We start from the raw sequence: 20,818 nt of genomic DNA, 5'->3' as shown, positions 1-20,818 counted from the left end.
ATGCCACATACCCACCCGGCGAAGATCAGCGGACGGGCGCGCCGCGGAGCCGGACGCCTCGGCTTCCCGAGGCCCGCCGGTCCCGCGGCGCCGGCCGTCGCGTCAGAGGTCGGCGTGCTGCGGCCGCGTCTCGACCACGATCACGGTGGGGGTGCCGGTCTCCAGCGCGGCGGTGAGCTCCTTCTCCAGCTCGTCCACGGTCTCGACGTCGATGCCCCGGCAGCCAAAGCCGCGCGCCAGCGACGCGATGTCCAGCCCCGGCAGGTCGAGCCCCGGCACGCCCGGCGTGTTCTCCAGTTCGGCGAAGGACTTCAACACCGAGTACTCCCGGTTGCGCAGGACGACGTACGCGACGGGCAACGCGTGCTGCGCCGCGGTCCAGACGGCCTGCACGGAATACTGGAACGAGCCGTCACCGATGACGCCGATCACCGGCCGGCTCTCGCCGCGCGCCCGGTCACCAAGCGCCACGCCGACCGCCGCCGGCACCGCCCACCCGATACCGCCGCTGGCCGTCGCGAAGAACGAGCCGGGCCCGACCGTCGGCAGCCACTCGTCCCGCAGGGCCATCGTCGAGGTCGACTCGTAGAGCAGGACGGCGTTCGCCGGGCGGGCCGCGCTCAGCGCCGCGTGGACCTCCGCCGCCGTCAGTGGCCTGCTCGGCCCGTCCGGCAGGGCCCTGGCGCGGCGCATCGGCTTGGGCGGCGTGCGCTGAGTGCCCTCCGCCACGAGCTCGGTGAGCCGTACGAGGGCGATCCGTGGGTCACCGAGGACGCTGTCGCCGGCACGCGCCGACGCGGCCACCGCCGGGTCGTCCGTGAGCTGCAGCAACGCGGTGCCGGGCGGCAGGACGTCGCCGGCGACGTAGGGGTAGTAGCGGAACACCTCGGCTCCGGCGACGACCACGAGGTCGTGCCCCGCCAGCCGGTCGCTCACGGCCTTCAGGGAGAGCCCGAGCGGCCCCTGGTAGAGCGGATGGTCCTCCGGGAACGAGATCCGGTCCGGCAACGGCGGGCCGTACACGGACGCCCGCAGCTTCTCGGCGAGCGCGACGGCCGCGTGCCAGCCACCGCGCCGGTCGACGTCGGGGCCGAACACCAGGGCCGGGCGCCGGCTCGCCGAGATGCGCTCGGCGAAGCCAAGCAGCCGCTCGGCGTCGGGCGCGACGACGGTGCTCACGCCGCGCACGACGGCCGGCTCGGCCAGCGCGACGTTCCAGTCGTCGAGCGGGATCGACAGATAGACCGGGCCGGCCGGGGGCTGCGCCGCCATCGCGTAGGCCCGCATCAGGGCCGCGGGGACGTCCTCGGCGCGGGCCGGCTCATAGGACCACTTCACCCAGGGCCTCGGCAACGTCGTGGCGTCGCGGTTGCCCAGGTAGGGCTCGCCGATCAGCATCTCGCGGTGCTGCTGGCCCGAGGTGACCACCAGCGGTGTGTGGCCGTGGTATGCCGTGACCAGGTTGCCGACGGCGTTCCCGACACCCGCGGAGGAGTGCAGGTTCACCAGCGCGGGCCGCCGGGTGACCTGCGCGAACGCGTCGGCCATGGCGATGACGGACGCCTCCTGCAGGCCGAGGACATAGGTGAAGTCGGCCGGGAAGTCCCGCAGGAACGGCTCCTCCGTCGACCCCGGGTTGCCGAAGACGGTCGTCATGCCCAGCGACCTGAGCAGGTCGTACGTCACGCCGTGAACGGTTGATCCCTGGCTCATCGGTACGCGGCCCGCCTCGGTCGGGTGGACGTCGCGACGCGTCGACCGCCGCGCGACCGGCCGCGACGGACCGGCTACCGAATGCTGTCACGCGACTCCCCCGTCCGCCACGCCCGCGCGCGGCGAGGCCGCCGCCCACCGGCGGGCGGTGGCGGGGCGCCACAGCGGCCGCTCGCGCCACGTCCGCGCCGTCCCCGGAGCCGTCGCGCCCCAGGGCCGTCGCGGCCCGGTCGAGGAACCCCCCTCGACGACGTCATGGGCTTGCAGGTAGCCCACCACGCTCATCAAACCGCCTCGGCCTTGGCGTCCGAACGGCTGGCAGAACACGCCAGGACCGGCCGGGAGACTCGCTGGCTCTCGGCCCGCCTCACCGTTGGCCGGTCAGTACCCGACCGGGCGCCGGACCGACGGGGTTGGCGCGCAGCGCCCGCGCCTCCAGCCGGCGGATCTCCACCCGCCCGTCGATCTCGCGGACCTCGTACACCGGCTGGGGGCGGGTGGCCGGGCCCAGGACGGCCTCGCCGGAGGCCAGCTCGAACCGGCTCCCGTGCCAGGGGCACGTCACGCGGTCGCCGTCGCGTTCGCCGTCGGCCAGGGGGCCGCCCCGGTGGGTGCAACGGTTACCGATCGCGACGATCCGGCCGTTGACCCTGGTCAGCAGCACGGGCGCTCCGTCGACGTCGACCGCCCGCGGCACCGCGGTCACCTCGCTGGCCGCCAGCGCGTCCGTCCAGTCGGCCGGGCCCCGCTGGAACGCGGTGGTGTCCACCCCCACCCCCAGCGCGTAGGCCAGATGGCCTCCCAGCCATCCTCCGACGCCGAGGGCGGTCGCCCCGGCGAGGCCCGCGGCCAGCCCACTCCCGCCGCGGCGGCGCTGCCACCACGACGCCGCGTAGCTCATGACGCCGACGAGGTTGGCCGTCGCGTGCACGATCCCGACCCGGCGCTCGGCGCCTTCGGTGTCGAGCCAGTCCGCCCACCCGGCCGCCGCGGCCGGGGCGGCCGACAGCAGGCCGACCCCGATGAGCCGCCGCGCGGCCGGCCGCGTGCCCGGACCGCCGGTGACGTCCAGCAGGGTCGCGCTCAGCAGCGTCCCCGCCGGAACGATCACGGCCGCCGGATGCAGCGGATGGCCGAGCGGCCGGCCGCTCAGGAGATCACGCAACCGTTCCGACCGAAGCGCCACCGACCAGAACGACGCAAGGCGCCCAGCGATCGGATCAAGCTCCCGCCCCTGCTCGAGCCGCTCGACTACCCGTTCGGACACGCGCATAGCTACCTCTTCGTGAGACCCGCCCCTGACACAACCGTCATGGCCACCGGCAGCGCGCCGCGGCCCGATCGATGCCCGGCGCATACCCCCGCTCGCTTCTCGCACACGTTCCGCCACGCAAAGCCGCCGGCCGCCGGGGTCAGGTTGGGGACCTCGGGCGGCGGGGTAGGTAGGCAGCGGCCATGCACGGTCCCGCCGCCTCCGCATGCTCGCCACGTCCGGCCTCGGCGACCGGACGGCGTCCGGCGGGTTCGTCGCGCACGCCCAGGATCCGACGGCGGACGCGGTCGGCCGGTCGGCCGCCGGCACCGCCTTCCTTTCGACCTGTGGAAGCTCGCTGTCGGTCAGGGCGGCGCCGTTCCAGGAACGTTCGCGGACTCACGGACAACGCGATAGACCGTTTCGCGTGGCCTCGGCTGCCAGAAGGTCCGACGCCAGACGCCGATCGCCCGGAGCGGCCATCGGCCGCTCCGGGCGATCACGGTCTTCGGGCGAGCGCGAGGCTCGGTCCGGGTCTCAGTCCCCCGGCCACACTCCGGTCGCGCGCCGGAAACCGAGCGCCCCGAGCCGGTTGATCGCGGTGCTCGTGGCGGCGAACACCGCGCCCTGCAGGGCGGCGGCGAGGACCACCTCGGCGAAGCCGTGGTCGAGTCGCAGCGCCCCAGGAGTCTCCTCCTCACCGGAGATGGCGGCCCAGGTCTTCCTCACGAGGAATCCCGACACAGCTCCGGCCAGCACACCACCGACCATGCCCACCGGCTTGTAAGCGATCTTCCCGCCTCTGGTCACCCCCGCCTCCTGAGCAGGAGGACGACCGTCACCACCACGCCGGCCGTGGCGGCCGCGCCCGCGGCGCGTCCCCCCCCGCCCCCGCCGCCACAGCACGTCGAATACGCCCTCACCGAGCTCGGCAAGACCTTGCAGGCGCCGCTCGCCGCGATCTGTGCCTGGGCGGTGACCCATCAGCCGGCGGAAGCGGCCGAGGACGGGCGGCCGGCCGGTGCACCGGCCGGCGAGGTGTAGGCGCGGACGGAGCTCGGGCCGCACGGCCAGGCTCGCGGTGGATGCCCGAGCGAGAAGGGCGCGCGCGTCGGTCGGGCGGGTCGGCGCGGGAGCCACCGGAGGGCTCCCGGCCGGGCGTCGCCGTCAGCGGACGGCGCCGAGGCGGACGGCGTGGGTGGATCCCGGCTCGACGGGCCGGTCGCAGTGCGCGCAGACGATCTGTAGGCGCAGCTCGGCGCCGCAGTCGTGCGCGAAGACGGACGGGGGCGGCCCCTCGGTGGCGTACCTGTCGCCCCACTGCATCAGGCCGAGGATGACCGGCTGGAGGTCGCGGGCCGCCGCGGTCGGGACGTACTCGTAGCGCGGCGGGTGCTCCTGGTACAGCTCCTTGGCCAGCACGCCGCGGTCGACGAGGGTGCGCAGCCGGGCCGCGAGGATGTCCCGGCTGGCCCCGGTGTTGCGGGCGATCTCGTCGAACCGGCGGACGCCCAGCAGGACCTCGCGCAGGGCGAGCAGGCTCCAGCGCTCGCCGATGACGGCGAGCGCGTTGGCGATCGAGCACTCTCGCCCATTGGTGGCCATGATCGGACTCTCCCTGGCCGTGTCCTTCGGACCGCCGTGTTCGGACCGCCCTGCTTGGGCCGCACTGCTTGGACGGCACTGTTCGGACCGCACTGTTCGGCTCTGTCGGTCTGGAAAACCAACTTAGCACGTCACGGCCATGACGGACGATTGGTCCGCTGGTAGGTTGGAAAACACAACCTACTCGTGAGGATCAGGAGGCCCCGATGGAGCAGCCGTCCAACCGGCAGGCGCGCCCAGGGATGGCGCCCCGGCTCGCCGCGCACCCGTCGGTGGCCGCCGTGCTCGACCGCCGCGCCGAGCGGGAGGCCGCCGAGCGGGCCGCGTCCCGGGAGCTGCCGGGGCGGCCGCTGGGCGCGGACGACGAGGCCGCGGCCAGGAGGGCTCCCCGCGTGATCGACGGCGGCTGGCTGCGGGAGGTGGCGCTGCGCGCGGGAGCGGACGACGTCTCGGCGGTGCCGCTGGACCGTCCCGAGCTCGCGGGCGAGCGCGAGCACGTGGAGCGGGCCCTGCCCGGGACCCGGGCCCTGATCTCCCTGGTCGTCCGGATGAACCGGGACAACGTGCGTTCTCCGGAGCGAAGCGTCGCCAACCAGGAGTTCCACCGCTCGGGTGAGATCATCAATGAGGCGGCCCGTTCCGTGGTCCGGGAGCTCCAGGATGCCGGGTATCGCGCGGTGAACCCGTCGGCGACGTTTCCGATGGAGATGGACCGCTATCCGGGCCGGATCTGGGTCGTCGCCCACAAGACGGTCGCCGTGGCCGCCGGGCTTGGAGCCATCGGCATCCATCGCAACGTGATTCACCCTCGGTTCGGCAGCTTCGTCCTGCTGGCGACGATCCTTGTGGCCGCGGACGTCAGCGAGTATGGCGAGCCGATCGACTACAACCCCTGCCTCGAGTGCAAGCTCTGCATAGCTGCGTGCCCGGTGGGGGCGATCGCGAAGGACGGTTCCTTCGATTTCTTCGCCTGCTTCACCCACAATTACCGGGAGTTCATGGGCGGTTTCACGGACTGGGTCGAGACCGTCGCGGACAGCCGGGACGGCGCGGACTTCCGCGCCCGGGTCACCGACAGCGAGAACGCCTCGATGTGGCAGAGCCTGTCCTTCAAGGCGAACTACAAGGCGGCGTACTGCCTGGCGGTGTGCCCGGCCGGCGAGGACGTCCTGGAGCCCTACCTCGACGACCGCAAGGAGTTCATGTCGCTGGTACTCCGCCCGCTCCAGGACAAGGTGGAGAACCTCTACGTCATCGCCGGCTCACCGGCCGAGCTGCATGCCCGTAGACGCTTCCCGCACAAGCCGATCAAACACGTCGGCCGGGCGGGAAAGCCGGCCGACGCGGCCGGCGACGCGGGCGGCGACATGGACGCGCGGCGGCCTGCGCCGTAGACCGCCGACCACGCCGGCCGGAACCGCCCGGATTCGCCGGATTTCGAGTACGGTCTGGCATCCAGGTATTTCCTGTCGGGGTGCACGGGGGGTAAGTAGTGGTAATACGTGCCGCGCTTGGTCGGTCGGGGCGGCCTGGCCGAGCCAGGCTGAGGGCCGCGCTGACGGCCGCCGCGCTGGTTGGGCCACTCCTGGTCGTGGGCACCGCCCAGGCCGCGACGGTCAATCCGGGAAGCCTCAAGCACATCAACAAGAAGGCAACCGCCGGCGCTCAGGGTGTAGCCCTCGGCTGGACGTATCGGGCCCAGAAACCGACGGCTCCCGGCACGATCACCATCGCCGTGCCGGCCGGCTTCTCCGCGCCGCAGTCAGCAACTCCGTCGGCGCCGGGCTATCTCGGCGTGACCTCGGGGTGCGCCCAGTTCCAGGTGGTGGGGACCGCCGCCCAGCCCGACGGATCGAATGTGATCACCGTCGCGACGGACTGCGCCGACGGGCAGACGGCGACCCTGGCCTACGGCAACGTGACCGTGCCGACCACGCCGGGCACCTTCGCCTTCCCGGCCGCGTTCACGCCGGCCGGCGGGGCGGCGATCCCGTTCGCGGACGCGAACACCTTCACCGTGAGCGCCGGGCCGCTGGCGAGCCTCACGGTCAGTCCCACGACGTCGACGATCGCCCCCGGCGCGACCCAGGCGTACACGGCGCGGGGATTCGACGCCTTCGGCAACGCGGTGGCCCTCGACCCGAGCGGCACCAGGTACAGCATCAGCCCCAACGGGAGCTGCGCGGGCGCGACGTGCACCGCGACCGCGCCGGGCACGCACACCGTCACCGTGAAGAACAAGGGCATCGCGGCGACGGCGGTTCTGACCGTCGGCACGGCCGCCGCCGAGGCCGACCTGGCCGTCACGCAGACGGTCGACAACCCCTCGCCGGTCTACTACGACGACGTGGCCTTCACGACGACGGTGACGAACACGAGCGCCACCACCGCCACGCAGGACGTGAGCGTCGTCCTCACGATTCCGGCCGGGCTCGTGACCCCGGTCGTCACCCCGTCCGCGGCGACCAGCTACGACCCGGCGACGGCGATCTGGACCATCGGTGACCTCGCGCCGGGCGCCCAGGCGACGCTCAGCCTTTCGGCCCTCGCCGACGATGTCAGGTTCGGCGCCAGGACCCTGACCGCGGCCGTCTCCGCCGCGACCCCCGACCCCGTGTCGGCCAACGACACCGCGTCGGCCACCGTGACCTCGCGGCCGGCGCCGGTCGAGGTCACCATCACGCCGGACCCGGCCAACCCCCAGCCGATCGACGTCGGCGTTCCCGGAACGGTGACCTGGACCGCGTCGTTCGCCAACGCCGCCAATCCCGCCGCGCCGGCGCCGACCGGAACGTTCCACTGGAGCTGCATCGGCGGCAATGGCGAGCCGTGCGGCGACTCCCCGGCGCTCAGCACACCGAACATCCTGACGCTGTCGCTCTCGGCCACCGGCCTGCCGATCGGCGAGGTCAGCCTCTACGCGCTCTTCACGCCCGACGCCGCCAGTGTCAACTACGTCCAGGAGACCGCCTCCACGGTCCTCGTCTTCACCACCGTTTACGACAGTCCGCCGCCGGGTGGGGCCGACCTCGCGGTCGCGCAGTCGGTGAGCAGTCCCTCGCCGGTCTACTACGACGACGTGACCTTCACGACGACGGTGACGAACACGAGCGCCACCACCGCCGCGCAGGGTGTGAGCGCCGCCGTCGCGATCCCGGCGGGGCTCGTGACGCCGGTCGCCAGCCCGTCCGGGACGACCACCTACGACTCGTCGACCGGGGTCTGGACCATCGGCGACCTCGCGCCGGGCGCCCAGGCCACGCTCACCGTCTCCGCCCTCGCCGGGGATGTCGCGCTCGGCGCCCAGACGGTCAGCGCCACCGTTTCCGCCGCCACGTCCGACCCGGTGCCCGGCAACGACACCGCCTCGGCCACCGCGACGCCCCGGCCGGCGCCGGTCGCCGTCGTCATCACCCCTGACCCGGGCAACCCCCCTGTGATCGACATCAGCGCGCCCGGCACCGCGAGCTGGACCGCGTCGTTCGTCAACGCCGCCAACCCGGCGGCTCCCGCGCCGATCGGGGTCGTCTACTGGACGTGCGAGACGTTGAGCGCCAATCCGTGCCCACTCGTCCCGGCCCTCTACCCGGGGGCGAACCTGTCGACGCTGACGCTCACGATGAGCAGTCTGCAGATCGACGTGTACTACCTGACCGCCATCTTCGCTCCGCTCGAGTCCGCTGAAAACAAGGCGAACTACGTCCAGGAGGGCGTGTTCTCGACCGTCAACTTCACGACGACCATCAGCGGCGGGGCCTGATCCAGTTCCTCCGGGGTCCGCGCGCCGTCGCCACGGCGCGCGGGCCCCGGCCGTTTTCCGGGCCCTCGCGGCTCCTGGGATTCTTTTCCCGCCCGGCCTTCCGGATTTTCCCGGACGTGTTCCCGGCATTTTGATCGGGTTGCCGAGAACAGGTTGGGACTGTTGGCTGGAGGCGCGCACCCTCGGATGCGGGCGGCGAGTTTCCGGTAGCGGTGTTCTGGCCACGGAAGGGTACCAGTGAGCAGGCCATTTTTTGGATCAGACCCCAGAGAACCCAGGACCGAGACCACCGGTAGGTACCTGGTACTGCTCGATCAGGGGGAGAAGCAGGCGGGTATCGCGGCGGTTCAGCGGGCGACGGACACCAGGATCGCCGACGCGCATGACCTCCCGGCCGGGACCTCGGTTCCGCCGTCGGGCGCGGACGGCCTCATGTTTCCCGAACTCGGCGTGGCCGTCGTCGAGGTCCCACCCGAGGGCGCCGCCGGCCTGCTCGCGGTCGCGCACGAGAGCAGCGCGGTCCACGTGGTGGAGGCCGAACGCGTCGTCTACGCCACGACGGCCGCGCCGTCCACCGAGAGCCAGTTCTACCTGCGGGGATACCGCGACGCGGTGAACGCGCTCGTCGAGGGCATCGTCGACGGCGTCACCGAGAAGCCGAACGGCCGGGCCGAACACGGCGCCCCCAACGGCATGGGCACCCGGGTCTGGGACGAGTCCCAGAGCACGTGGGGTCTTCAGGCCACCGCCGTGATCGACTCGATCTACAGCGGGCGCGGAGTCAAGGTGGCCGTTCTCGACACCGGCTTCGATCTGAAGCACCCGGACTTCGCCGATCGCCGGCTTGTGACGCAGTCGTTCGTGCCGGGCCAGGACGTCCAGGACGTGGTCGGCCACGGGACGCACTGCGTCGGCACCGCGTGCGGGCCACGCCAGCCGGGGGTGGCGCCGCGCTATGGAGTCGCCTACAACGCCGACATCTTCGTCGGGAAAGTGCTGGACAACACCGGGCGCGGTACCGACACGCAGATTCTCGCGGGAATTTCCTGGGCGGTCCGAAACGGCTGCCATATCGTCTCCATGTCGCTCGGCGCCCCGACGGTCATCGGGCAGTCGCCGTCGGCTGTTTTCGAGAACGCGGCGCGGCGCGCGCTGGACCAGGGAACCCTGGTCATCGCGGCGGCCGGTAATGAAAGCCGGCGCCAGGACGGGAGCATCCAGCCGGTCGGGCATCCGGCGAACTGCCCCTCCATCCTCGCCGTCGCGGCGGTTGACGAGAACCTCGACGTGGCCCTCTTCTCGTGCGGCGGAGTCAACCCGAATGGCGGCGAGGTCAACGTCGCCGCGCCGGGAGTCCGGGTGCACTCGACCTGGCCGATGCCGTCCAGGTACAAGGCGATCATGGGTACGAGCATGGCCACCCCGCACGTCGCGGGAATTGCGGCCCTGCTCGTGGAGGCGAAGCCCGGTATCAGCGCGACCGATCTCGCGGACCTCCTGGCGACGACGGCGAAAAGGCTCCCGCTGCCGGCCCGCGATGTGGGCACGGGCCTCGTGCAGGCACCCTAGGTGCCGTCGGCTGTGGAACACCCGGACGATGGGTACCGTCAGCCGGTGGAGGACATCGGTGTGATCGTCACCGTCGACGACGCGTATCTGACCAGAATCGCGGAGGTTTCCGCCGCGCTGCGGGCCAACGGCATGCACATCGACCAGGCCCTCGACGACATAGGAGTGATCACCGGATCGATAGCGGGCACCGACTCACGGTCACTGGCGAACGTCGAGGGCGTGAAGGCGGTCGAGCCCGAGAGATCGTTCCAGCTGCCACCATCGGACTCGCCCATCCAGTGACGAGCCCGAGACACGTCCCGCGGGGCGGCTCGGCGGCGCCAGCGGCCGAGCTGCCGCGCGGTGACCTTTGACCTCAAGCTGGCGTGAGGTCCTAGCCTCGGTCACATGATCCTCACTGATGCCGAGTACCGGTTCCTGACCCGGCAGGAACGGGGCCACCTGTCCACCATTGGCCCGGACGGCACGCCGCAGGTGAAGCCGCTCGGCTTCACCTACAACGTTGCTCTGGAAACGATCGACATCGCGGGGTACGCGATGGCCAGCAGCGCGAAATACCGCAACGTCCAGGCACGTCCGCGGGTCGCGTTCGTGGTCGACGAGGTGACCGAGCCGACTGCTCAGGGCGCGCACTTCCTGGAGATCCGCGGCATCGCCGAGACGGCCACTCACCTGCCCGCGGACCCGCACCTCGCTCCCGAGATCATCCGGATTCGCCCGGCGCGCGTGATCGCCTACAACGTCGATCCCGACCAGCCCGGCCTGCACGTACGCGACATCGCCGACCGGCGCGGCGGGGCGTGCCCCGACGCGCGCCATCGAGGTGAGCCGTTTCGGCGGTCCAGAGGTCCTTGCTACCGCTCAGGTCGCCGATCTCGTCCCCGGCGCGGAGGGCGGGATTCGGGTGGTCAGCCGTCCGGGCTCCACTGCCAGCGGGGCACCTCGCGGATCGGGTGCAGCTCGGCGTCGGTGGCGGCCCAGGAGTTCTGCTGGGCGACCCGCGCGCCGAACTCGATGTGCTCGCGCACCGCCGCGCGGAAGGGGGCGTCGTCGGGCAGGTCGGCCTCGTCGAGCGCTTGGAGGTATGCCTCGACGAACCGTTCCCGCTGCTCGTCGGTGATCTGGAGATGCCGGTGCACGTCGATCAGATACTGGAAACCGACCTCGCGGCTGAAGCGGTCGGGGCCGCCGAACGATTCCCCGGTGAACCAGGTGAGACGGTCGACATGGGTCGGCACGGGCTCAGGGAAGAGCTTGCTCAACACCGGATCGGCGAGCGCCTTCTGGTAGAACAGCTCCTCAAGCCGGTGCAGGGCGGCATCACCGCCGGCGTGCTCGTACAGCGTTTCTGCCATGGTGTGGGATCCCATCGCCCAGCATGCGCTGTCCCGCGCATCGACTGCGTGAAACGCTAGAGCGGTGCCCACAGCAGGGGAAACAGAAGTTTTCGGTAGCCCCACAGCGGCCGTCGGTAGATCATCGCCGCGGTCCGTCGCGGCGCGGTTCGACCTCCGTCAGCTCAGCTACTTCGTGGCCGTCGCCGAGGAGCTGAACTTCACCCGCGCGGCGCGGCGCCTCAACGTCGCCCAGCAGTCGCTCAGCAGCGCGATCGCGCGGCTCGAGTCGCACGTCGGGTTCGACCTGTTCGAGCGCTCCACCCGCGCCGTGGCGCTGACCGAGCGCGGGTCCAGGTGGCTGCCCTACGCCCGTGACCTGCTCGCCGTCGCGGAGCGCTGCGCGACCGCCGCGGACGACCTCGCCGCCAGCGGTGGCGCCAGCCTGCGGATCGGGCTGGCCGCCACCGCGGCGGTCGAGATCACGCCGAGACTGCTGCACGCCTACGCCGGACGGCACCCCGGTGTCCGCGTCGTGACGAAGCACTATGGCCTGGAGGATCCGACTGGCGGCCTGCGCACCCACCTGAGCGACGTCGCGATCGTGCGGCCGCCGTTCACCAGCGCGGGGCTGGATCTGATCGTGGTGGCCACCGAGCCGAGGTTCGTGGCCCTCTGGGATGGTCATCCGCTCTCGACCAGGCAGAGCGTCGGGTTCGAGGAGATCGCCGATCTGCCGTGGATCGACGTCGTCGCGTCGGACCCCGTCTGGTGCGCGTTCTGGCGGGTGAACGAGCGACGTACCAGGCCGGCGCGGTTCGGCGCGCGGGGCCACACCTTGGATGATCTGCTCGACGCGGCCCGCGCCGGCCAGGCGGTCGGACTGGTCCCCGCCTCGATCGCCCGCGCGCAGCGATGGCCCGGCCTGGTGTTCGTCGAGGTCGCGGACATTCCCGGCTCGGACGTCGCCATCGCCTGGAACTCGGCCGCCCTGCCCGCGCCTGCCCGTGACTTCATCGACCTCGCCACGGCGCTCGCCTCCGGCCAGCCGCCCAGGTGAGGACGAGGAATCCGTCGGGCCGCGGCGCCCGGTCGGCGCGACCCCGTGGCCGGACTCCAGGCAGTCGGCGTCTCAGCCGGTAAGACCCCGCCGGACGGCGAGTTCGACCGGGGAGTAGGAGCCGTCGGCGCGGTCCAGATCGAGAAGGCACGCCGGGTCCAGCGGCGGCTGGGCGATGAAACGCGGAACGGAGCCACGGTGCCGTTGCGCGGCGTGGATCAGAAAGGGATGGCAGAGGTACACGTCACCGGCCTGGCCGGTCGCGAGAGCCAGCGGACGGTCAGGGCTGTCGAGTTTTCCGGCCTCGTCCATCTCCCTGCACACCGCCAGCCCGTTTCGGCCCTCCTCGCCCCCGGCCGCCAGGAACGGTGGAACGTCCAGGTGTGATCCGATCTTGATGCGTGTCGGTGCGTCCTCCGAGCCGACGTCGGAGAACAGGAAAAGCATCAGCAGAGCGCGGCCGCGGGACCGGATGTTCAACCAGAACCACGTCTCGCCGTCCGGCAGATAGCCGCCGTCCATGTGCCAGCCGGCGTCGCCCGGGTCGTCCGGATGGGGAAAACGGATGGGGAAGGTGCCGAGGCCGGTGCGTGGCCGCCACCGGCCCGCCCCGACGAGCTGGTCGTAGGCGTCGTGCAGCCGCGGTGTGTTGGCGGCCTGCCGGAACGGTTTCTCCCCGCTGCCGTCGATGCGGACGACGGGGTGTGTCCAGCTCGCCGGGTCGTCGGGATCGAGGCCGGTCATCCGCCACAGGATCGAACGACATTCGTCGGCCAACGCCCTCGGGAACGCCTCGCGCACATGGACGAAGCCCTCGTCGATGAATCTCTGGATCTCTTCGTCGGTCAACGTCGCCACGGCGGCCATCACCTCGGCCACCGATCCTGGCCGGCCGGGCACGATCACTCAAAGGGTTTTCGCCGACGCCGGCACCCTTGATCGCCCGGCCCTGTGGGTGGATGTGGCACGTCGCAAACATCACCGCGTTAGCCTCGAGGCCGCACGACGCGGATGCCGACGACGCACGCGATCGGCACCGGTATGCCAGCCACCCTCCGCGGTCCCCATCCGCCGGTCATCGGACAGCAGGCAGGGCCAAAAAGGGGGGAAGGGTGGCTGGCCTGCCAGCGCATCATCACGATGCCCGGCTCGGCCGCGTCCTGCCGGCCGCGGACGGGCCGCCCGCTCCCACGACCATGACGCAGGTCACCCTTCCATCGTGATGCAGGTCACGCGCCCTGTTTTCACGTCCTGCCCGGCTGTCTCGTCCGTGAGTCGAAGCCGCCCGACAACGGGCGGCGCGCGACGAAGGAGTCGATCATGGCAGGCAGAGGCAGGGCGACGCGGCAGCAGCACCGGATCGTGGTTCTCGGCGCCGGCTACACCGGCCTGATGGGTGCGCTGGGAGTCGCCCGCCGCACCCGCCGGCTCGGCGGGAAGGTGGTGCTGGTCAACCCGTCGGCACGGTTCACCGAGCGGCTGCGGATGCACCAGATCGCGACCGCCCAGCGGATGGCCGAGATCGACATTCCGAGCCTCGTCGAGCCCGCCGGCATCGAGTTCGTCCAGGGATGGGCGACGCGGATCGACCGGGCCGGCCGGGTGCTGCACGTCGACACCGCGCAGGGGCCCCTGCCGGTGCCCTACGACACGCTGGTGTATGCGACCGGTAGCGCGGCCGACACCGATCCGGTCCCCGGCGCCAGCCTGCACGCGCACACGTTGAACAGCCCGACGGAGGCGGCGCGGCTCGCGGGCCGGCTGGCCCAGATCGGCACCGGCACCGTGGCGGTGGGCGGGGCCGGCCTCACCGGGCTCGAGGCGGCCACTGAGATCGCCGAGTCCTACCCGGGCATCCACGTCATCCTGCTCGGCCGGAACGAGCCCGCCGCCATGATGGGCCCGCGTGCCCGCGCCCACGTCCAGCGGGCGCTCGACCGCCTCGGCGTCGAGGTCCGGGCCGGGGTGGAGATCACCAAGGTGCTTCCCGACGGTGTGGAGCTGGGCGACGAGATCGTCCCGGCGGACGCGGTGCTGTGGACGACGGGCTTCCGGGCCTCGCCGCTGGCCGCCGAGGCGGGCCTGACCGTCGACGCGACGGGCCGGATCGTGGTGGACGAGACGCTGCGCGCGGTCAGCGATCCGGCGATCTACGCCATCGGCGACGCGGCCGCGATCCATCAGGCCTGGGGTGTCATCCACGGCACCTGCCAGAGCGGGATCCCCACCGGGGCACACGCCGCCGCCTCGATCGCGCGGCGGATGCGGGGCCGCGAGGCCAGGCCGTTCCGCTTCGGCTACCTCCATCAGCCGGTGAGTCTCGGCCGACGCGACGCGGTCATCCAGTTCACCCACGCGGACGACACCCCTCGCCGCTGGTACCTGCGCGGCCGGGCCGCCGTCCGCTACAAGGAGACGGTCACCAGCAGCCCGCGCTCGACCTACCGTCTCGCGCGGCGGGTGCCGCTGCCCGCGGCGGCGATGTCGAGCCGCGGCGGACGAGCGGCGCGCCGTCTCCCCGCCGCGTGAGCTCCGGACGGCGGCGGTCACAGGTCACGCAGCCCCGCCAGCTTCTCGGGGTTGCTGACCAGGTGGATGGTGCGCACGGCACCATCCACCAGGTGCAGGCTGATCGCCGCCACCGGTGCCAGGCCGGAGCGGACGACGATGCCCGGCCCGCCGTTGAGCATGACCAGGTGGATGTTCGCCTCCTCAGGCATCCGCCCCGCGAAGGTGACCAGGGCTCGCGCCACCAGGTCCACGCCATGGATGGCCTTGCGCGGCGCCGGGGCGAGGCCGCCGCCGTCGCTGACGAGGCTGACGTCAGGAGCCAGGACCTCGATGAGCTTCGCGAGGTCACCCCCGGCGGAAGCGGCGAGGAAGCGTTCGGTCACCGCCGACCGGGTCGCCAGGTCGGTGTCGTAACGGGTGCGCCGCGCCTCGACGTGCTCGCGGGCGTGGCGGGCGGTCTGGCGGGCCGTCGCCTCGCTGCGCCCGACGATCTCCCCGATCGTGCCGTACGGATAGCCGAACGCCTCTCGTAGCACGAACACGGCGCGTTCGATCGGCGACAGGGTCTCGAGCACCAGCAGCAGCGCAGTCGACACGGAGTCCGACAGGACGACGTCCTCGGCGACATCCGGACTGGTGAGTACGGGTTCGGGCAGCCACGGGCCCACATAGGACTCGCGGCGTGACTGGGCGCTGCGCAGCCGGTCGATCGCCAGCCTGGTGGTGATCCGCACCAGGTAGGCCTCGGGGTCGTCGACCGTGGCGATCTCCACGCCGTTCCAGCGCAGCCACGCGTCCTGGACGACGTCCTCGGCGTCGCTGAAACTCCCCAGCACCCGGTAGGCCACCGCCCGCAACCGGCCCCGATGCTCCTCGAAGACCCGCACCGCGTCCGCGACGTCCGGCTTCACCGTGTCGGTCATTCTCGCCTCCAGCCATCGCCTTCCGGACCGCCCGAGGAATCGCGCCACCTGGCACACGAGCGGTCCGCGCAACGGGTGCGCCGCGCGAGGAGGCCGGCTCGTTCCATCGTGACTTCGAGCCCACCGACCTGTCACCGATCCCGCTTGTCAGTGGAGACGGCCCGTGTGCTCCCAACACCCTCAACCGGCTCACCGTGTCGGTCATCGACAGCACCGGGGTGAACGCCACCCAGGTGATGTCCGTGTTCTGTCGACCGCGCGGCGAGCTCTGACCGCCCGGGCCCGGGTGGCCGACGAGCCGCCCGGGCCCGCCGATCTTCGGCCCGCGCCCGGGGCCGAACGCGGCGCCCCGCGACACCTTTCCCCGGGCGTCGATGTCGGTGCGCACCGCGTCGAGATGCCCGAGAGCCTTTTCAACCTCGGTCGGTGGTGTCGAGGTGAAGGGCGCGGACAGCCTGGACGAGGCTGGTGATGCCGGTGGTCGGGCAGCGGATCTTGCCGCGGGCGAGCGCGCCGACCGCCGACGCGGTGATGTCGCCATAGTCCCGCTGGCACTTTTCGGGCCGTGACCCTGGCGTGGGCGGTGCCGCGGTTTCGCCTCGGGCGATGAAGCGCGTAGGTCCCGTTCACCGTAGACGGCGGGTCGTTGGGCTTCTCGAAAGACGAACGAGGCGTGACAGCCGGCGGGCGGTCGACCCGAGCACCACCGGATGTTGACGACCACGGAGCCTGTCGTGACTACGGGCTACGCGGCGCTCCAACTTACGGAGTGGTGGCCGCCACGGAGCCGTCGGCTACGGTTGTGTCGTGGGACTGCACCTGAGTCAGATCGACGATGCCGACGAGCTGCTGACGAACGACCCGCTGGCGCTGTTGATCGGGATGGTGCTGGACCAGCAGATCCCGCTGGAGCGGGCGTTCGCGGCGCCGCTGGAGCTGACGAGGCGACTTGGGCGTTCGCTGGATGTCGCCGAGTTGGCGGCCTTCGATCCGGACGCGTTGGTGGCGGTCTTCTCTCAGGTGCCGGCGCTGCACCGGTTTCCCGGCTCGATGGCCAAACGGGTGCAGGCACTGTGCCAGTTGATCGTCGACAGGTATGACGGTGATGCGGCAGCTGTGTGGACGTCGGCGGCCGACGGCAGGCAGCTGCTGCGGCAGGTCGGCGCGCTTCCCGGGTTCGGCCAGCAGAAGGCGAAGATCTTCGTCGCGCTACTCGGCAAGCAACTCGGCGTCACGCCACCCGGGTGGCGTGAGGTGAGCGAGCCGTTCGGTGAAGAGGGCAGCCTGCGCTCCGTCGCCGATATCACCAGCCCCGAGACCCGCATCCAGGTACGCGACTTCAAGAAGGCCATGAAGGCCGCGGCCAAGTCGGGCGTCGCCTGACCTGACAGGCACGGCGCGGCGACCGGGAGGCCGGCCCGCCGCCGTGGGCTGAGTCCGCGCGCCTCGGCCGGGATGGGGTACCGGGTTCTTCAGGTTGCCGTGAGGCGCTCAGGTTGTCGTCAGGCGTCCAGCCACTGTCGCCGGTCCCGAGCCGCGGCATAGATCTGTTCGACGTGGGCTGGCTGCCACGTTCCCGGGAGATTGCCGAAGGTCACTATCTGGTCGTGCCGTACGGCGTGGACGCGGACGGCGTGGGCATCATCGCGGGAAGGTGCCACGGTCAACCTCGCCGGCGCGACGAACGCCAGCACCGCCTCCACCCGCACGGCGAATCCGCAGGCCCGGCTCAGCACCGCCGCCGCGCGGCTGGCCTCCGCCCGGGCCTTACGCACATATGGGTATGTCTGGCCTCCCAGCTTCACGGCCTGGTCACCCACCCAGATCCTGGCGCCGACGTGGTATTTGGTGTTGAAGGTGAACACCCCGCCCGGGCCGATCAGCAGATGGTCGATGTCGACGCCCCGGGGCAGCGGTATCGAATGCAGCACCCGCCATCCCCGGACGGCGAGCCGCTCAAGTTCCGCGCCCACCATCTCCTCTCCGACCAGGCCTTTGCGCCACGGGTCGGCCTCCGACGGCCGGCGGAGCAGACGGTTGAGCAGAGCGCGCCAGAAACCTGGCGTGAGCTCGTCGATTTTCGCGCGGATCGCGGCGCCGGGTGGATTGCCGGCGAGGTCGTCCGCGGGATGGGACGGCGCGCTCACGCCGCCGGAGGCGCTCGGCGGCTGTGTGGGCAGCGGCCCGGGCCTGGGAGCGGGCGGTGGGGGCGTGGTCCGGAAGGCCGCCGGCGCGGGCACTTCCGGTGTCCATCCCACCGGGGGTGCCGGCGTCGTCGCCGCCGCCGGTGCCGGTGCCGGTGGCCCGACGTCCGGCGGCGGCGGGTGGGCCGGGAACTCCGGCCGCCCGGCCAGGTGGGGGGCGAGCGCGACGAGCGCCGCCCTCAAATGCGCGTCGAGCAGGATTGTGAGCTGAAACGTCCGCAGGTCGAACCATGCGACGTTCTGCCCGTCCGGAAGGGTGACATACAGCCGGTCGTGCCCGTACCGGCGCCACGGCGTGACCTGTAGCTCGCCCATTCCGGGTGCCCGTTCCTGTCGACGAAGATGACGGATCATGGTCGATCAATCGCCTCTGTCACACGCTGAACTGGCCGGGTGCTGAACCGGCAGTGCCCGTACGGTGCGACCATCCCACATTATTCCGGATAGGGAGGAACATCCAGCGGTTTCTGTGATGGCCGACAAGATGGTCAGTATTGAGCCGCTGACCAGCGTGATTGCTGCGCGGCGGCGGAGCTTGACGAATGTGGCGACGGGGCTTTGTGGTTCGCTGGTTCCGTCCCGACCCACGCCCGCCGGCCGCGTTGGCGGCGCTGATCGGGATGGTGCTGGCCCAGCGGATCCCGTTGGAACGGGTGTTCGCGGCGCCGCCGGAGCTGGCAGGCGGCTCGGGCGCTCGCTTGACGTCGCCAAGCTCGCTGGCTTCGACCCGGGCGAACTGGCCGCTTCCGCGCGGGTACGGGTGAGGGGGTTGCCGAGACCTGAACGCCCAGCTCCAGAGTCGATCTGACGATCTAAAGGGCCGCTACCGGGCGCTCGAGCGGGTTTCGACGCCGCCGCGCAGGACGTGCATCAAACGAACGGCGTCTGACGGGTCGGCGCTGGCCAGGGCGGTGGCGTTGGTGAGGGCCAGCAGGTCGGCCGCGCTCAGATCGTGGCGCACGGCGCCGTTTTCCTGCGCCGGGGCGAGGAGAGCGGCTGTCGTCGAGCGCATCACGGTGTGCCAGCGGTCCGCCAGTTCCCCGCGCCGGTCGTCCGGCTCGTGCGAGATGGCGGCCAGGGCGAGGGGCCGCCTGGTCGCGACGTGCACGACGAACAGGTCCAGCCACCTGAACAGAGCCTCCTCGGGGGGAGACGTGCCGAGCAGCGCGGTGCCCTGCTCACACAGGGCGTCGACCTCTTCGGAGTAGACGGCGACGAGCAGGTCGCCCCTGCTCGGGAAGTTGCGGTACAGCGTGGCGTTTCCCACGCCGGCGCGGCGGGCGACCTCGTCCAGGGGCACGTCGGCGCCGCGCTCGTCGAACAGCGTCCTCGCCGCGGCCAGGAGCAGTTCGATGTTGCGCGCCGCGTCCGAGCGCCGCCGCCGGCCGGTGGCCCGGGTCCCCGGTGCCCGTGGGGGCACGTCTTGCGTCACGGTGGCTCCTTGCTGAGTGGGGACATCCCCATTATGGTGAAACCATTAAGTGGGGAGTCCCCCAATTAGAGTCCGCGCGGGAGGAGTGACAACCGATGGCGTTGACCGCCGAGGACCGAGTCGCGATCACGGATCTGGTGTACCGGTACGGGCATCTCGTCGACGCGGGCGAACTGGACCGCCTGGGGGAGCTGTTCACCCCGGACGTGACCTATGACCTCACCGATCTCGGGCATGGGACGCTGACCGGCGTGGAGCTCATCCGGTCCGCGGCGCTCGCCGTGGGTGACGCCAACCCTGTCGGCCACCACATCACGAACCTCGTGCTCACCGAGCAGGCCGACGGCCAGGTACACGCCAGGTCGAAAGGCATCGGGATCATGGCCGACGGTACCTGCGGGAGCGTCGTCTACGACGACGTGATCGTGCCCGCCGGCGACGGCTGGCGAATTCGCCATCGGAAGATCGCCGCCAGGCGCGCGCCACTCGGCGGCCTTCTGACGCGCTGACGGCGACCTTGCCGCTCGTCTGCGCAGGTCATCACAGGCTTGATTGATCGATTGTCCGCGCCGGCGACCCTGCCTGGCGTGAGACCCGCCAAAGTCGTACTAGTGCCGCCTCAGCGAAGGTTTGCCCGCGCCGTGGGCCGGTGCCGTGGGCCGGTGCCGGTGAAGTGTCCGCGGTAGCGCGGTCCCTGGCTCGCGTTCTGGCGGACACTTCGGGCCGCCACTCACGGGATGGGTGGCCAGCGGCCGGGCGAACGTCGGTGGGTACGGCACTAGGAGCGGGACCTGCGCGCGGTGGAGCGCTCACCGGCCGGGCGACGGCTGTACCCCTGTCGCCCGGCCCCCCGGCGCCTGGCTATCGGCGAACGCGGCGCGGGGTGCCAACGCCAATAGGAAAAGCCATGTGACCGGCCAGGAATGCGAGACCGAGCCAGACGAGGTTGAGGTCGTCGGGATCGACACCGAAGGCGGCAAGCAGGAAACACGCGGCGGCAACGATAGCAAGCATGATCAAGCTCTACCCGTCGATCACCCGAAAAAACCGTATTCGGCTACCTGGGGTAGGGCCATTGACCGACCGGTGGCCGGGGTTCCTCTCGTGGGCGTTCACTGGATCCGGGCCGCCGCCGATCCGCGCGCACCCGGCGATCTTCGAGACTCGGAGCGCTGGTCCACCACTTGATCGCCAGATGGATGCGCGCATCTGGGGGAAACGGACGCTGGCCGCTCCTTCGCGCACGGACCTGACGATCGGCCGCCCGCCTCGCCTCCCCGGGACCGGCGATCGGTGAGTGCGTACGTCCTTCGGCCCTGTCTCCCTTCCGGCTCTGGCTCAAATTCGGTGGTAACGCGGAGTCACCGCACACCGCGGCCCCGTGCGTGCCGAGTATGTCGCATATCGGCTCGTTTGGAGATGTCGCCGTGGCGGTCGAGGGACTCGGAAACG

General features: G+C 71.5%; 20 protein-coding genes and 1 pseudogene. 11 read left to right on the top strand and 10 right to left on the bottom strand.

Translation table 11 applies throughout. The annotated features are described in order from the left end of the window. Positions 1-102 precede the first annotated feature (102 nt). The 4 genes from mdlC to I6A81_RS44990 form a co-directional block, all read right to left on the bottom strand. Complete coding sequence (mdlC, locus tag I6A81_RS19775) at positions 103-1,713, bottom strand: benzoylformate decarboxylase (RefSeq protein WP_203003834.1); 1,611 nt, start codon at positions 1,711-1,713, stop codon at positions 103-105. Positions 1,714-1,800: 87 nt separating this feature from the next. Beyond that, positions 1,801-1,998: a hypothetical protein gene (locus tag I6A81_RS19770; protein WP_203003835.1), complete on the bottom strand. Its 198-nt coding sequence runs from the start codon at positions 1,996-1,998 to the stop codon at positions 1,801-1,803. Between the two features lie 82 nt (positions 1,999-2,080). Further along, the gene (locus tag I6A81_RS19765; protein ID WP_203003836.1) at positions 2,081-2,986 is read right to left on the bottom strand and encodes a non-heme iron oxygenase ferredoxin subunit; all 906 of its coding nucleotides are present in this window, start codon (positions 2,984-2,986) and stop codon (positions 2,081-2,083) included. 516 nt (positions 2,987-3,502) lie between these two features. Then, positions 3,503-3,775: a DUF4235 domain-containing protein gene (locus tag I6A81_RS44990; protein ID WP_203003837.1), complete on the bottom strand. Its 273-nt coding sequence runs from the start codon at positions 3,773-3,775 to the stop codon at positions 3,503-3,505. Between the two features lie 45 nt (positions 3,776-3,820). Here I6A81_RS44990 and I6A81_RS44985 point away from each other — a divergent pair, with 45 nt between their 5' ends. Further along, positions 3,821-4,009 (top strand): winged helix-turn-helix transcriptional regulator, encoded by a 189-nt coding sequence (locus I6A81_RS44985; protein ID WP_307874769.1) that lies wholly within the window; start codon positions 3,821-3,823, stop codon positions 4,007-4,009. Positions 4,010-4,132: 123 nt separating this feature from the next. Here the strand turns inward: I6A81_RS44985 and I6A81_RS19750 are convergent, their stop codons facing one another. Beyond that, positions 4,133-4,570: a winged helix-turn-helix transcriptional regulator gene (locus I6A81_RS19750; protein ID WP_203001359.1), complete on the bottom strand. Its 438-nt coding sequence runs from the start codon at positions 4,568-4,570 to the stop codon at positions 4,133-4,135. A 206-nt stretch (positions 4,571-4,776) separates the two neighbouring features. Between I6A81_RS19750 and I6A81_RS19745 the strand changes: the two genes are divergently transcribed. From I6A81_RS19745 to I6A81_RS19725, 5 genes and pseudogenes are all read left to right on the top strand, one after another. After that, positions 4,777-5,964 (top strand): epoxyqueuosine reductase, encoded by a 1,188-nt coding sequence (locus I6A81_RS19745; RefSeq protein WP_203001361.1) that lies wholly within the window; start codon positions 4,777-4,779, stop codon positions 5,962-5,964. Between the two features lie 197 nt (positions 5,965-6,161). After that, complete coding sequence (locus I6A81_RS43635; RefSeq protein WP_307874768.1) at positions 6,162-8,330, top strand: DUF11 domain-containing protein; 2,169 nt, start codon at positions 6,162-6,164, stop codon at positions 8,328-8,330. A 237-nt stretch (positions 8,331-8,567) separates the two neighbouring features. Further along, a complete protein-coding gene (locus I6A81_RS19735) occupies positions 8,568-9,899 on the top strand; it encodes a S8 family peptidase (RefSeq protein ID WP_203001363.1) in 1,332 nt (443 codons plus the stop codon). 45 nt (positions 9,900-9,944) lie between these two features. Further along, positions 9,945-10,184, top strand: a complete 240-nt coding sequence (locus I6A81_RS19730; RefSeq protein WP_203001365.1) for a hypothetical protein — start codon at positions 9,945-9,947, stop codon at positions 10,182-10,184. Positions 10,185-10,289: 105 nt separating this feature from the next. Further along, positions 10,290-10,634: pseudogene (locus I6A81_RS19725) on the top strand (PPOX class F420-dependent oxidoreductase); the annotation flags it as partial. Between the two features lie 176 nt (positions 10,635-10,810). Here the strand turns inward: I6A81_RS19725 and I6A81_RS19720 are convergent. Next, on the bottom strand, positions 10,811-11,257 hold the full coding sequence (locus I6A81_RS19720) for a group II truncated hemoglobin (RefSeq protein ID WP_203001367.1): 447 nt from the start codon (positions 11,255-11,257) through the stop codon (positions 10,811-10,813). Positions 11,258-11,321: 64 nt separating this feature from the next. Here I6A81_RS19720 and I6A81_RS45660 point away from each other — a divergent pair, with 64 nt between their 5' ends. Further along, positions 11,322-12,296 (top strand): LysR family transcriptional regulator, encoded by a 975-nt coding sequence (locus tag I6A81_RS45660; protein WP_203001368.1) that lies wholly within the window; start codon positions 11,322-11,324, stop codon positions 12,294-12,296. Between the two features lie 72 nt (positions 12,297-12,368). On the opposite strand, the gene I6A81_RS19710 is transcribed toward I6A81_RS45660, so the two are convergent. Beyond that, positions 12,369-13,163: a phytanoyl-CoA dioxygenase family protein gene (locus tag I6A81_RS19710; protein ID WP_203001418.1), complete on the bottom strand. Its 795-nt coding sequence runs from the start codon at positions 13,161-13,163 to the stop codon at positions 12,369-12,371. Positions 13,164-13,616: 453 nt separating this feature from the next. On the opposite strand from I6A81_RS19710, the gene I6A81_RS19705 reads away from it, so the two are divergent. Further along, the gene (locus I6A81_RS19705; protein WP_203001370.1) at positions 13,617-14,825 is read left to right on the top strand and encodes an NAD(P)/FAD-dependent oxidoreductase; all 1,209 of its coding nucleotides are present in this window, start codon (positions 13,617-13,619) and stop codon (positions 14,823-14,825) included. Positions 14,826-14,842: 17 nt separating this feature from the next. On the opposite strand, the gene sigJ is transcribed toward I6A81_RS19705, so the two are convergent. Next, positions 14,843-15,730: an RNA polymerase sigma factor SigJ gene (sigJ, locus tag I6A81_RS19700; RefSeq protein WP_203001372.1), complete on the bottom strand. Its 888-nt coding sequence runs from the start codon at positions 15,728-15,730 to the stop codon at positions 14,843-14,845. Positions 15,731-16,537: 807 nt separating this feature from the next. Between sigJ and I6A81_RS19695 the strand changes: the two genes are divergently transcribed. Next, positions 16,538-17,113: an HhH-GPD-type base excision DNA repair protein gene (locus tag I6A81_RS19695; RefSeq protein ID WP_203001374.1), complete on the top strand. Its 576-nt coding sequence runs from the start codon at positions 16,538-16,540 to the stop codon at positions 17,111-17,113. A gap of 119 nt (positions 17,114-17,232) precedes the next feature. Here the strand turns inward: I6A81_RS19695 and I6A81_RS19690 are convergent, their stop codons facing one another. Both I6A81_RS19690 and I6A81_RS19685 read right to left on the bottom strand, forming a co-directional pair. After that, positions 17,233-18,249: a nuclease-related domain-containing protein gene (locus I6A81_RS19690; RefSeq protein WP_203001376.1), complete on the bottom strand. Its 1,017-nt coding sequence runs from the start codon at positions 18,247-18,249 to the stop codon at positions 17,233-17,235. 508 nt (positions 18,250-18,757) lie between these two features. Further along, the gene (locus I6A81_RS19685) at positions 18,758-19,366 is read right to left on the bottom strand and encodes a TetR/AcrR family transcriptional regulator (protein ID WP_203001378.1); all 609 of its coding nucleotides are present in this window, start codon (positions 19,364-19,366) and stop codon (positions 18,758-18,760) included. 95 nt (positions 19,367-19,461) lie between these two features. Between I6A81_RS19685 and I6A81_RS19680 the strand changes: the two genes are divergently transcribed. Beyond that, complete coding sequence (locus I6A81_RS19680) at positions 19,462-19,875, top strand: nuclear transport factor 2 family protein (RefSeq protein WP_203001380.1); 414 nt, start codon at positions 19,462-19,464, stop codon at positions 19,873-19,875. Between the two features lie 400 nt (positions 19,876-20,275). Next, positions 20,276-20,554: a hypothetical protein gene (locus I6A81_RS19675; RefSeq protein ID WP_203001382.1), complete on the top strand. Its 279-nt coding sequence runs from the start codon at positions 20,276-20,278 to the stop codon at positions 20,552-20,554. The last annotated feature ends 264 nt before the right edge of the window (positions 20,555-20,818 follow it).

The organism is Frankia nepalensis, from assembly GCF_016786325.1.
In the GTDB taxonomy this organism is placed as follows: Bacteria; Actinomycetota; Actinomycetes; order Frankiales; family Frankiaceae; genus Pseudofrankia; species Pseudofrankia nepalensis.
This window is presented reverse-complemented; position numbering and strand designations above follow the sequence as displayed.

Bases quoted from the DNA above. Each gene is read 5' to 3' on its own strand.
- I6A81_RS19690 (WP_203001376.1), bottom strand. From the start codon at position 18,249: ATGGGCGAGCTACAGGTCACGCCGTGGCGCCGGTACGGGCACGACCGG.
- I6A81_RS19680 (WP_203001380.1), top strand. From the start codon at position 19,462: ATGGCGTTGACCGCCGAGGACCGAGTCGCGATCACGGATCTGGTGTAC.
- I6A81_RS19765 (WP_203003836.1), bottom strand. From the start codon at position 2,986: ATGCGCGTGTCCGAACGGGTAGTCGAGCGGCTCGAGCAGGGGCGGGAG.
- sigJ (WP_203001372.1), bottom strand. From the start codon at position 15,730: ATGACCGACACGGTGAAGCCGGACGTCGCGGACGCGGTGCGGGTCTTC.
- I6A81_RS19720 (WP_203001367.1), bottom strand. From the start codon at position 11,257: ATGGCAGAAACGCTGTACGAGCACGCCGGCGGTGATGCCGCCCTGCAC.
- I6A81_RS19745 (WP_203001361.1), top strand. From the start codon at position 4,777: ATGGAGCAGCCGTCCAACCGGCAGGCGCGCCCAGGGATGGCGCCCCGG.
- I6A81_RS19750 (WP_203001359.1), bottom strand. From the start codon at position 4,570: ATGGCCACCAATGGGCGAGAGTGCTCGATCGCCAACGCGCTCGCCGTC.
- mdlC (WP_203003834.1), bottom strand. From the start codon at position 1,713: ATGAGCCAGGGATCAACCGTTCACGGCGTGACGTACGACCTGCTCAGG.
- I6A81_RS19770 (WP_203003835.1), bottom strand. From the start codon at position 1,998: ATGAGCGTGGTGGGCTACCTGCAAGCCCATGACGTCGTCGAGGGGGGT.
- I6A81_RS19710 (WP_203001418.1), bottom strand. From the start codon at position 13,163: ATGGCCGCCGTGGCGACGTTGACCGACGAAGAGATCCAGAGATTCATC.
- I6A81_RS19705 (WP_203001370.1), top strand. From the start codon at position 13,617: ATGGCAGGCAGAGGCAGGGCGACGCGGCAGCAGCACCGGATCGTGGTT.